The organism is Candidatus Tiamatella incendiivivens (genome assembly GCA_015522635.1).
GTDB classification, from domain to species: Archaea; Thermoproteota; Thermoprotei_A; order Sulfolobales; family Acidilobaceae; genus Tiamatella; species Tiamatella incendiivivens.
The window spans coordinates 239,833-251,595 of record WALW01000019.1 but is presented as its reverse complement, the minus strand read 5'-3'; the positions used below and the strand labels follow the sequence as shown (position 1 = coordinate 251,595).

Annotated in this window: 12 protein-coding genes; 5 read left to right on the top strand and 7 right to left on the bottom strand. The window is 39.2% G+C overall.

What is annotated here, in order from left to right; all coding sequences use genetic code 11:
• Positions 1-11: 11 nt before the first annotated feature.
• A complete protein-coding gene (gene cyoE / locus F7B60_04640) occupies positions 12-902 on the bottom strand; it encodes a heme o synthase (GenBank protein ID MCE4614798.1) in 891 nt (296 codons plus the stop codon).
• Between the two features lie 163 nt (positions 903-1,065).
• On the opposite strand from cyoE, the gene F7B60_04635 reads away from it, so the two are divergent.
• Entirely contained in the window at positions 1,066-1,833 is a 768-nt protein-coding gene (locus tag F7B60_04635; GenBank protein ID MCE4614797.1) for a rhomboid family intramembrane serine protease, read from the top strand.
• Here the strand turns inward: F7B60_04635 and F7B60_04630 are convergent.
• Positions 1,830-2,993 carry a hypothetical protein gene (locus F7B60_04630; GenBank protein ID MCE4614796.1) on the bottom strand — a complete coding sequence of 388 codons (1,164 nt, stop codon included), beginning with the start codon at positions 2,991-2,993 and terminating at the stop codon, positions 1,830-1,832. The genes F7B60_04635 and F7B60_04630 overlap by 4 nt on opposite strands.
• A gap of 114 nt (positions 2,994-3,107) precedes the next feature.
• Here F7B60_04630 and F7B60_04625 point away from each other — a divergent pair, with 114 nt between their 5' ends.
• Entirely contained in the window at positions 3,108-4,493 is a 1,386-nt protein-coding gene (locus tag F7B60_04625; protein ID MCE4614795.1) for an MmgE/PrpD family protein, read from the top strand.
• A 12-nt stretch (positions 4,494-4,505) separates the two neighbouring features.
• Here the strand turns inward: F7B60_04625 and F7B60_04620 are convergent, their stop codons facing one another.
• Positions 4,506-5,798 (bottom strand): hypothetical protein, encoded by a 1,293-nt coding sequence (locus F7B60_04620; protein MCE4614794.1) that lies wholly within the window; start codon positions 5,796-5,798, stop codon positions 4,506-4,508.
• Positions 5,799-5,922: 124 nt separating this feature from the next.
• Here F7B60_04620 and F7B60_04615 point away from each other — a divergent pair, with 124 nt between their 5' ends.
• Positions 5,923-6,336 carry a CTP-dependent riboflavin kinase gene (locus F7B60_04615; GenBank protein MCE4614793.1) on the top strand — a complete coding sequence of 138 codons (414 nt, stop codon included), beginning with the start codon at positions 5,923-5,925 and terminating at the stop codon, positions 6,334-6,336.
• On the opposite strand, the gene F7B60_04610 is transcribed toward F7B60_04615, so the two are convergent.
• Complete coding sequence (locus F7B60_04610) at positions 6,333-7,709, bottom strand: FAD-dependent oxidoreductase (GenBank protein MCE4614792.1); 1,377 nt, start codon at positions 7,707-7,709, stop codon at positions 6,333-6,335. The two genes, F7B60_04615 and F7B60_04610, sit on opposite strands and share 4 nt — an antisense overlap.
• Before the next feature lie 120 nt (positions 7,710-7,829).
• Between F7B60_04610 and F7B60_04605 the strand changes: the two genes are divergently transcribed.
• The gene (locus F7B60_04605) at positions 7,830-8,939 is read left to right on the top strand and encodes a hypothetical protein (GenBank protein ID MCE4614791.1); all 1,110 of its coding nucleotides are present in this window, start codon (positions 7,830-7,832) and stop codon (positions 8,937-8,939) included.
• On the opposite strand, the gene F7B60_04600 is transcribed toward F7B60_04605, so the two are convergent.
• Positions 8,878-9,474, bottom strand: coding sequence for a hypothetical protein (locus tag F7B60_04600; GenBank protein MCE4614790.1), 597 nt, complete (start codon positions 9,472-9,474; stop codon positions 8,878-8,880). The two genes, F7B60_04605 and F7B60_04600, sit on opposite strands and share 62 nt — an antisense overlap.
• Positions 9,471-10,337 carry a class I SAM-dependent methyltransferase family protein gene (locus F7B60_04595; GenBank protein MCE4614789.1) on the bottom strand — a complete coding sequence of 289 codons (867 nt, stop codon included), beginning with the start codon at positions 10,335-10,337 and terminating at the stop codon, positions 9,471-9,473. Before F7B60_04595 ends, F7B60_04600 begins: the two co-directional genes overlap by 4 nt.
• 91 nt (positions 10,338-10,428) lie before the next feature.
• On the opposite strand from F7B60_04595, the gene F7B60_04590 reads away from it, so the two are divergent.
• Positions 10,429-10,710: a hypothetical protein gene (locus F7B60_04590; protein MCE4614788.1), complete on the top strand. Its 282-nt coding sequence runs from the start codon at positions 10,429-10,431 to the stop codon at positions 10,708-10,710.
• Between the two features lie 19 nt (positions 10,711-10,729).
• On the opposite strand, the gene F7B60_04585 is transcribed toward F7B60_04590, so the two are convergent.
• Positions 10,730-11,761, bottom strand: coding sequence for a hypothetical protein (locus F7B60_04585; GenBank protein MCE4614787.1), 1,032 nt, complete (start codon positions 11,759-11,761; stop codon positions 10,730-10,732).
• Positions 11,762-11,763: the final 2 nt, after the last annotated feature.

The window sequence follows — 11,763 nt, the reverse complement described above, 5'->3', positions numbered from 1 at the left end:
TGTTATCACTCTCAAAACACTTTGAAAAGAAGAAGCTCATAGCTCTTAAGCCAATAATCTATCGGTAGCAGTATAAACAAAGTTCCAACTATTGGGCTAGCAAACTTGTATAATTTAAATGCAGTTGCTTTATTAGGGTCTGCCTTGAAATTGTCAAGCATTTTAAGGGCTCTAATGATAAGGATTGTTGTAAACGCGAATGCTATTATTCCATAGCCTTGTGTGAACATGAACAAAGCTATGTTAACTATCAAAGTATATAGGGCCGCTTTAATATAGGTTGCAGTTTTAATGGGAGAGGAAATCACGGGGAACATAGGGACCTGTGCTCTTGCATATTCATCCTTCAGGTAATAAGCTAATATCCATATATGGAGAGGTATCCATAACATAACTGCAAAGGATAGTAGAAGACCTCCAAGACTTATAACTCCTGTTGCAGCAGCCCATCCTCCAAGAGAGGGCATAGCCCCAGCAATGCCTCCTAGTATAATATTGTAAGGTGTTTTTCTCTTAACTAGGTTTGTATATATTAGAATGTCAAAGTATACTCCAGCTAAAACAGCCAAAAGAACATACGAATTTATCAATTGGGACAAGTAAACGCTAATGGATAGCAGAATTAAAGAGGATGCAACGGTTTCTATCCCACCTACTCTACCGGAGGGCAAAGGCCTTTTCATTGTTCTATTCATAACAGAATCAATATCTCGTTCAAGGTACATGTTGAGCACTGTAGTGCCTCCTATACTTGTATATCCAGCTAATAGAAGAATGATAACAGTCCAGATGCTGTTTCCACCAGCAGCTAAGTATCCTCCTATCATTGTTATCATAAGTAACATTGTCTGCAAGGGTTTAGTCATTTCTATGATGCTCTTAATCCTACCAATTATCACCACATCTGTTCACCGGCTGTTTCTTCACCTAGCTCTCCTATTGATATCCAGAATACTGAATTAACGTTTTAGTTAATTTATATTAAACGGATATATGAAGAGCACTATCTAAATCGTTGGATAATGAGTTAGGCAATCATAAACCCTTTGGGAGGCTTCATGAAAAATGATGCCAGTATCAGATGAAAACCTGCCTTTCCAGCGGAGGGCAATAGTTAATATAGTAATCATATTACTGAACATTCTCATATTCTTAATAGGAATGCTTGCCCCTTATCTTCTTGTACCAGGTGCTAATAGCTACAATGATGTAATAGAGTCGCTGGGTTTGAAACCAGCGAATATAGTTGCTGGAGTCGCTCTTTGGACCATTTTTACATCAATGTTTCTTCACGCTGGATGGGTTCACCTGCTGGGAAATATGCTATATCTATATATATTCGGCGATAATGTTGAAAGCTTGATGGGTTCGGTAAGGTATCTAGTATTCTATCTTGTAGCCGGTCTTGGAGCTACGCTTTTCCATATTTTTAGTCTATTATTTATTCCCACAGAAGCACTCCTAAACACGCAGTTGGCATCGGGAACTAATCCGTGGATGATCCCTGCTATAGGAGCTTCAGGGGCTATATCCGGAGTTCTAGGAGTCTATGCTTTAACAATGCCTTTTGCAAGGATAAGGGCCTTGACATTCATAGGGTTTATACCGATTCCACTAGACTTCCCCGCCATTGTCTATATAGGGATATGGTTTGTTTATCAGCTACTTTTAGGGGTATCAACCTTGTTAACCGGAACACTTTATGGCGTGGCTTTCTGGGCTCACATAGGAGGATTTGTAACAGGTATAGCTCTATTCCCACTGTTTGTTGATAAACAAAGACTGAACCTGTATAAGCATTGGCTGTTACGCTGGATGTATCATTACTACTAACTGAAATTTAAGAAGGCTTCTTTAGCCTTCCTCAACCGCAGGTGTAGTTCACTCTTACTAACATAACCTGTTCCATGCAGATCTAATGCAGCATTTATAGTATTGCTCGTTTCTCTATTAACATCCGTTAGTTTATACCCAGTGAACACTGTTTGCTTATCTTCTACGATTTTTCTGCCAGCTACATATACATCAACAGGCTGTTCTCCACTTGTTAGTATTTTGTCTAGCGGTTTGTCAAACCCTATAAGGTCTCCTTGTGACGATATGCCGTGGATTATATATCCACCTGTAGTTAAACGGAATAATAGTGTTTCAATGGGAATATTGAATAGGCGATTGACTATATGGACGTGACTAGCAACAGTGCCAAGGATATGCGGCCAGTCTGATCCGAATGAATCTATATCATAGATGTCTCTCTTCAACTTATTATATAGAATAATATTAGTTCCCGGGCATGAGATGCAGGAGAGACCTTGCGGTTTAACTTTATCATTTAAGCAGTGAACAGCGATAATTCTATTAAATCTGTCGCGTTTCATAATCTTCTTAAGATTATTTAATTCGCTTATACCTTCGCTGAGATGTAACCCCATTACTCCTTTTCTCGTTTCGACCATTGTATAGGAATATTCTATATCCCTCGGTGAACTGTATTTTAGGCTATGGACGAAGATGCCTAGTCTGGCAAGTGAATCATTAATACTGTTTCTTAGTTTTTCACTAATATTGAAAATCTCTTGGGGAGGCAACCAACCACATTTTCTCATGGTTGTTGGCAAGAAAACTGTCCTAGGTTTATCCAAAGTGTGATTCCAGGCTTTAACATTAGGAACAAATGCACCGGTTACTGAGATTAATGTTGATCCTTCTAGGACGCTTCTTAAATACGTGAGGAAAGCCAGTCTAGCTGAGAGGGGTTCATCTTTCCTTACGGCTGCCTCGTCGACTGCCATGACCCTTTGTTCTATCCATTCATACGAGTTTGAATATAAATATGGTTGTGAGAATCCTGGGTCAATGACTTGAGGATGAATGTGCCCGTCGCTAAAACCTGGAATGATTATCGTCTTATAAGATCCATCAGTCCATTCGATAGGCAGTTTTGCATCATAGATTATTTTGCCATGTATTATGGCAGTTTCAGCTTCAATCAATATAGTATCCCACTCTGTTTTTGTGACTAGTATGAGGTATTGCTAGTTTATATTTCTGTTTGTCAACATTAACAATACATGAAACACTTGATAAATTTCAGTAGCAGAGGTGTTATGTCCTTGAATTTGGCGGAAAGAATAGCTAGATGGGCATATGAGTTAAACTATGACCAATTGCCTGCAGATGTAGTTGAAGAAGCCAAAAAGAGGGTTCTCGATGGTTTTGCAGTCTCATTAGGAGCATTTTATGAGACACCGCCAAGTATAGCGAGAAGCTATGCTGCATATACAACTAGTTCAAAGTATCCAGTGTCGATCTGGGGTACTCTTCTGAAATCTACGCCTGATCATGCGGTATTTGCAAATGGTTGTGCTATTCGATACTTCGATTTCAACGATACCTATCTTAGTAAGGAGGCATTACATCCTAGTGACAATATACCGGCAATCATGGCAGCAGCAGAGATTGTGGGAGCCTCGGGAAGAAAAGTAATTGAAGGAATCGTGGCTGCTTACGAGGTGGCAGGAAGACTTGCGGATGCCTATAGTATCAGGGGCAAAGGATGGGATCATGTGACATATATAGCAGTTAGTAGTGCGGTTGGAGCAGGCAAAGTCTTAGGTTTGAATGTTAAACAGTTAACTAATGCTATAAACATAGCTTTAACTACGAATAACGCGTTAAGGCAAACGAGAGCGGGAGAACTCAGTATGTGGAAAGGCTGTGCTGCAGCAAACTCAGCTAGAAATGGGGTTTTTGCAGCCATACTTGCATGGAAAGGAATGACTGGACCAAGCCCGGTGTTTGAAGGAGAATTCGGGTTCTTCAATGTTGCATTGAATGATGACAAGTTTGACCTACCAGTAATGGGAGGAGAAAACGGAGCTTCTTTCAAAATGTTAGAGACCAGTATAAAGTATTGGCCTGTTGAATACCATGCAATGAGTGCGGTAGATGCTGCTCTCAAGCTAAGAAGGAAGATACCTGGTTTTGATCCGTCTAAAATAAAGAAGATCCTTGTGAAAACATTTGATGTTGCATATAAGATAATAGTAAAAGATCCAGAGAAATGGGATCCAAAGACTCGTGAAACTGCAGATCACAGTATGCCTTATATTATAGCTGCTGCACTAATAGACGGTCATGTATGGTTGGACACGTTCAGTAATGAAAGAATTCTAGCACAGGATGTAAGAGAATTACTCTCAAAAATGACTGTAGAAGTAGACGAAGAGCATGACAAGATTTACCCTAGAGGTATCAAAAACACGGTAATTATAGAAACGGATGACGGTTCAATATATGAGGAATCAAGTACCTATCCTCCAGGACACTTTATGAATAAGCTTGATAGAAAAGGTGTTGAAGAGAAGTTCTCGAAGCTCGTTAAAGATAAACTAGATCCTATAGATGCAGAAAAGGTGATCTATCGAGTATGGGATTTAGAGAATATAGAAGATATGTCATTATTGTTGAGGTATCTATCTGTAGAGAAATGATTTTTTTTAAATTCAATACCTCTTTTTATAGAAGACTGCTCCACCGATAAATCCAATGATTATTCCTAACAATGCACCAACGACGCTTATAGTGGAAGCCCTGTCAACATCTGCTCTACAAGATGCTATGCTTTCTTTTGCTACCGCATAATTCGCCTTCCAGTAGGTTGAATTTCCTTTCCAGTATTGTATTTGGTAGTTGAGTTCGTCTATTTTCTTCAAGAGATTGTCTTTTGCCTCTTTTAATCCCTTAATAGTATTGTTTAATTGGACTATTTTACTAGGAAAAGTATCTTTATACACATTAAACGCTCCTACAGCACTGGGATTCGTTACATTATATAATTCTATAATGTGTAGTGCCTGAAGTGTGCAAGGATACGATAGTCCATAAGTGACTCTTAGACCTATATGTTCAGATGATAGTGGGTCTATTTTTTCAATGGCATACCCAACTTTATATTCAATTCCTTTTATATTGGGAGATGCTTTATGTACTGTAGTTGACACTAAGATATATTCCGGGTTTATCGCTATAGGGGATATCAGGCTAATCTCCTTTGTTGAATTGCTGAAAGCTCCCAAAGCTTGGAGATTACCGTCCCTTACTGTTAGTAGGTATTCTGAGCGGATATCATGTTTAAACACTAGCTTGTCTTCCTTTAGAGAATTATAGAGAAGCGTTCCATTCCATTGAGACATTGTTTCATTATGGTTGTATACGAAGAAGCTCAGAAAAAACGTTGCATCTCCAACTATCTTCTCGGGATATACTGGTGTGTGGGTAGGGTTTTCAATTAGATAATACACATCTATATAGGGTTGGTCTGCATAAAAGTAGACAAGCATGTTCAGGTTAAGTGGTTCAATTTGGCCTAGGGCATCTTGTGATACTGGGTAGAACTTTAAGACCAATAGTTTTGACCTGTTCTCCATAACATCTGCTTTCCATTTTCCTAGCATAAGAGAACTTGATGTTATATTTACGGTTTTATTCCCGTATGATATCCCAGTGCTCTTAGGAGATTTTACAGTATAGAAGTCTAATGATAATGTTGGTGCTATAGGACTGCTTTCCACTAAGTTAACTAGATTGCTCCCTTCCTTGACTTGCCACGAATATACCTGGGCACCCATAGATAGATTGAAAGTTATTCTATAGTATGAGTTCTCAACTGTAACATTATCACCGGTAACATACAGTTTTAATTCGTTAGTGGATTGTGCTGTAGCTTGATTTGTTCCAAACGAAATAGCAGTCGATAAAACGACTATTATTGCCAGCAGTAAAGCTATCTTTCTCATTTTCTTTCACCGTCAACTGTTTATCCAAACAAGGGGATAATCGGGCTTATTGGTTTAAATCTTCTAGTGTCACAGTTTGTGTTAAATATGTAAGCGTTTGAGATTTGCCTGTAGGTGTTGTGACTTGGGGGATTCTACTAGGAAAGTGGTCAGACCTGTTGTAGTTAAAGGGATAATATTCAGCGGTTTAGGTGAGGGAGAATTTTATGTGAATCTGTATGCTAGGAGTTTTAGAAGGGCTTTAGGGGTTATTCCCTTCCCTGGAACGCTTAATATTAGAGTAATCGACGAAGATGTCGAGAGATTGAATAATCATCTAAAGAAGGTTGATCCTGTAGTAATTCTTCCCCCGTCCATTTCAGGTCTAAGATTAGGTAAAGTGTACTTGTTTAAGGCTTCTTTATTCGATATAGAGGTCTATATAGTTAGACCAGAGTATACGGTGTATAAAGGAGATGTAATTGAGATAATTTCACAAGAACATTTGAGAAGAAAATATGGGTTAAAGGATGGAGATGTAGTTGACATAGTAATCTAAGCTTTCTTGGGGCTTTCACCCAGTTCCCTCATTAGTAATCTAGCTGCAATAATAAGTGCATCCCACGTCGGATTGAGTACAGGAGCGTATCCTATATCCGTGTGGAATAAGTCCCATACCGTACCTCCTCTCTCAAGGAGAGTTGCTATTATATTTATACGCCAGAAGACGGACTCGTCGAACCCGACTGCTTGGGCACCTAGTAACTTACCAGTGTTCCCGTCGGCTATTACTTTTAACGAGAACTTCTTTCCTCCAGGGATGTAGTGGGCTTTAGACCTAGCATCTAGTTTTGCTGAGACTGCATTAAAGCCTAGTTGTCTTGCCATCGACTCTGTCAGGCCTGTTCTAGCTATAGTAAGATCAAATGTTTTCAACGTACTTGTACCGGTGGCTCCTAGGAAAACAGCGTCTTTTCCACCTATATTTGACCCTGCAATATACCCCATCTTGTTAGCTACTTGTGCAAACGGGAACCAGTCCGGCTTCCCTGTTACTAGGTTGATTGCCTCCACCGCGTCACCTATAGCGTAAACGTTTTTAATACTGGTCATCATATGGTTATCAGTCCAGACAGCACCGGTTTCGCCTATTTTTACCCCTATCTTCTCAGCTAATGCTGTGTTAGGCCTTATTCCTACACCTACAATAGCATACTTACCTTTATATTCGCCTTTCTCTGTTATAACAGTAACATAACCGTTTGATTCCCCAAATCCTACTGTTTTTTCCCCTAAGACAACCTCTACACCTTTAGATGCAAGTGTGCTACTCACCAATTCAGCCATTTCGGAATCAATGCTTTTAGGTAGAACTTGCTTCATCATTTCTATGATCCTGATTTTGAAGCCGGCTTCTGTAAGCGTGTGAGCAAGTTCCAAGCCAACATACCCGCTTCCTACAATGTTAATAATGTCTCCTTTACGAAGAGCTGTCACATGGTTTCTTATTCTATAAGCGTCATTTAGATGCGTGATATACGAGACATTTGAAAGATCATTTATTTCAGGGAATATTTTTGGCGCTAATGATTTGGCCCCGGGCGCTATGACTAGATAATCCCACTCATAATCATTAACATTTCCTTCCGGGTCTTTGTATGTTAGTGTTTTCCTGTTCACATCTATGTCTAGGACTTCATGTTTTATTCTTACATCTATCCCTCTCTTGTTTATGAATACTTCTAGTGGGTAATACATCAAGTCCTCTAAGCGAGGAGTAATACACCCCACATAGTACGGTATACCGCATAGTGCAAAACTGACCCATTGAGTCTTCTCGAAGACCGTGACGGTTGAGTCCTTTAAGAGTCTTTTAGCCCTTGAAGCAGCCGCCATTCCAGCTGCTCCACCACCTATAATAGCTACTTTCACCGCATTCACCTCTCACTCCTAGGATTCAGGTTACATTTATTTTGCTTAACACATTTTTAATGATTAGACATATAGCTAGGAATCTGTAAAAAACACCGTTCTTGGAGGTCTCATGATTAAATGAAAGCAGATTTCTCTAAGTATCCGTTATTGGTTAGTCTCAACGATTATATGATTGCAGTGCATAAATACGTTGTAGACTTGGATAGTCTCTTAGGCAACAGGAATATTACAGACTTGGCGGTTAAGAGGATAGAATCAGCAATTAAAGGAAAAGTATTCGAGAGAAGGGGTTTATCTACAGACGATCTTGTCATATCCTTTCACATAGCTGTACTCTTGATTAAAAAGATAAACTCTAGATGGCTTCAGTCTAGGTTTGCCAATTTCGAAGCAGAGAGGTCATACCGCTTCTTACAAGGGGAAGACTCACAGTCCCTTATAAGTATTATGAGGGTATCCGGGATTAACGTTGGCAAACCGTTGGAGGAGTTGAAGGTACTCATTGGGCGTACGAGAGGTGGTAGAGAAGTGTATGATATCTACGACTTTGTCGTCGGATTCCAGGATTACTTGAGATATACGAGGAGGTTTTGGGGTGAAGGTAAATGGAAGCTTGTAAATCGATTGGTTTCCAGGGGATTCGTTTATGTGAAGCGGGATGAATTAGTGCGTTTGGGAAAAGAGGTATTCTATAGTAAGGTAATGGAGACGTTTGATAGAACTCACCTGATTCCCATTGAGGCTCTTGAAGGCTTAGTGGAGAAGGTCAAGGCTCTAATCCCAGAGAAATATAGTGATGCCAGTTCTCTAGCTAGAGTATTACCTACGGGTATGAAAGGAAAAATAGTTGTTGAAGCCTTTCCTCCTTGCATAAAGAGGATTTATAACGCTATGTTGAAAGGTGAGAACCTGAGTCACCATGAACGATTTGCCATAGCAACATTCTTGTTAGCTCTTAATACTGATATAGAGTATCTTATAAACTTATTTAGAACGTTACCTGACTTTAATGAGAAAATAACACGTTATCAGATAGAGTATTTGGCGGGTAAACGAGGTAGCGGGAGGAGATATAGTCCTTATAACTGTGAGAATATGCGGAGTAGAGGGTTGTGCGTAGCGGAGTGCGGAGTTAGGCATCCATTGACCTACTATTTCAACGAGCTTAAGAAGTTGAAGAAGGTTCAGGGGAAGACTCAATCAGCTTCCTCAGAGACTCAGCGCTAGTAACTCCTCTTTCCCATAATGAGTTTACTAAAGCTACTATAATAGGTAACTTATCTTCACATACTACAGGGGTGCCCTCTATTTTTAAAGGCATTGTAACTTGAATTGAACTCATTATTTCAACTACTATCCCATCCTTTAGACTGAATATACAGCTGTGTTTGAACCCGGATTTGCGGGCAAGATCGATGATCCATTGAGCCCATTTCTCGTCTTTGCAAATGACGTGTATTATTGGCCCTGTAACTCTCAACCATATATTTTCATAGGATGCTCCTCTTAGATAGTTCAAAACAGTTTCTTTACCTATTTTACCATGTTTTTTGAAGATAATAGACGTCGAGTCCCTATCCCAGGGATATAGTCCGTGTAGTATAGTTATTCTACCAATACAGCTACTAGTAGTATATAGTCCTTCTTTTTCGAAGAAGGCTTCTAGAAGGCTTTCTATTCCTGGATCTAGATAACCTATCTCTTTATCTTCAAGCATTCTCTCATAGAAACGTTTTTTCCTTTTATGCCAAGAGTCTGTCAACATAGTTTCACCGTAACGACATATTGCCCATATCTTGGTCCTACCGTTCTGACTTGCCGTATTCTAATGACTTCATGGGTTCTTTTACTGTATTTATTTAACTTGTCTGAAACTAGCTTGCCAACGATCTGCAGGTGGTTTTCTCTCGGTATATCAGTATGAAGGTATATATGTAGATAGCCGCATTTCTCCACAGCGTTAATGGCTACCGGCAGATATGACAAAGCTTTTTCCGGGTAGGGCATTATTACATGGGTGAATTTCTCGTATTGTGATAAGATCGTTGTAATAATACCAGAATCGCCGTGCCATGCATATACTTTATTTTCTACATTATTTAGTGCAATGTTCTCGAGTAAATATTTGTAGGCATATGGGTTCAAGTCTATTGCAACGCTTAGTGCCCCTTTCCTGCAAGCTGGTATTATAGAGAAGAACCCTATTCCAGCGAACATATTTAGTATGTAATCGTCTTTTTCTACAAAATTAGCAAACCAGCCGTGTTCGAAGTTGAGTCTCGGAGAAAAATACACTTTCCTTAGATCTAGTTTGAATTTACACCCAAACTCTCTATGCACGGTTTCGCTTTTATTGGCTCCAGCCAACAAAATATACTTGCGTGTTTTACTTACTTCTGACACAGGAGTACATGCTAGCCATATACTGTTAATACTTGGTATTCGATCTTGTATACGGCGAGCTATTTTCTTGTAAGTCTCAGTTATTTTTGGGTTCAACTCTATTGTTATTGGTTTACGTAAAACAGCGATATCGCCAACTATTTCTAGGCGTGGCCAGATAACCTCCCTGTCAACCCCTAACTCGTCAATTACCTCTTCTATTAGCCTTCTTCCTGGCGTCATGTTAGTTCACTAGGCACGTTCTATCTCGTTTAAACACCTCATAAAGATTTTACACCTTATCGCACTGTTAATTATTCTGGTGTATATAAGGATGGTTGAAGAGTGGGAAATAACTGCCCATAAAATGGTTGATGAAATCTTGTCTTTGAAGGGGGATCATAGGCTGGCCATGAAGTACTTCCTAACATATAGGAGCGTTGGCGATCTCTTAGCTATAAAAGAGTTGAAAGAGAAATATGGAATCAATGAGGCCGAGGATGTTATTCTCGATTTGATGAACATGAGGTTGCTTGAGAAGGGAGAGGGATGCATAAACCTGCCTTCACCTCTAAGGAGATATGTTGGTAGGAAAAGAGCTCGCATTAACCTATAAGTATAATTTCTTTACGAGCCTATTCAAGGCGGTAATCGAATATCCAGTTCTTTGAGTATTTAAAAAACAGGACCCTGATAATGGGTTTTTTCAGGGCATTTCTTGAGTTGAAAGACAAAACTATGTTAGACCCTGGCTTTACTTTTCTCCTAAGTCTTCCCACAGGGATTCCTTCATCTATTAGTATAAATTGTGCCCTGCCTTCTCCAGTCCCTTCTTTTACTGAAAATTCTATGTTAACAATTGTTGAGCCATCATTAGGACTCTTTGTCTTACTGTATCTTCCAGCTTTGAATACAGGTATGCTTGTAGAACTATAGAAGTTGAAGTGATTAGTTAAAAGTACACTATGTTTAATAGGGTCTGGATTGCTTCTTAAGGAGACTTCCTTTACGAATGCATCCCTGAATTTCAACTCGCTAAAACCATGTTTTACTGGAGTATTGATACAGCCTTTACTTGTTTTGCAAATCTCTAGAGCTTCCAATGGAATACGGGAATAAGTCATTAGATGGGATCCTTGAAGATCGGTTATTTTATTCCTATTGAAATCCAGGTTTTGAGCTAACCTGTAAACTTGATTGTATGAGATTTTTTCTAAACCCGAAGCATATGTATAGGTTGTTTCCATATCCTCAGCGTTATATGCAGCTAACATGGATACATATCCAAATCTCCTGACATCACTACCCTGATAGTATATTTTCAATGTCTGATATAGAGGATTCAGTCTATTTCTCAATAGCTCAGTCGCATCATATACTGTTGACATCCAATATAACCCACCGTAGTCTGTGATATGTGTAGGCCTTACCTCTCTTGTTATTATTATACCATTGATTGAAATAGACAGTTTTATCTTGTCCGCAGGATTAACTGCTGCTAAGACCACTTCGGTTAAAATTTCTTTTGCACTACTATTGAATCCCTTTATACTTATAGGTCTTGCTATCTTGTTTAAGCCGAAACTATTCGGCTCAGTGTCAATTATTATGTTGTTGAACTGAACGTCTATACTGTCTTTTACTCGATTACTATAGGTTTTAATCAAAA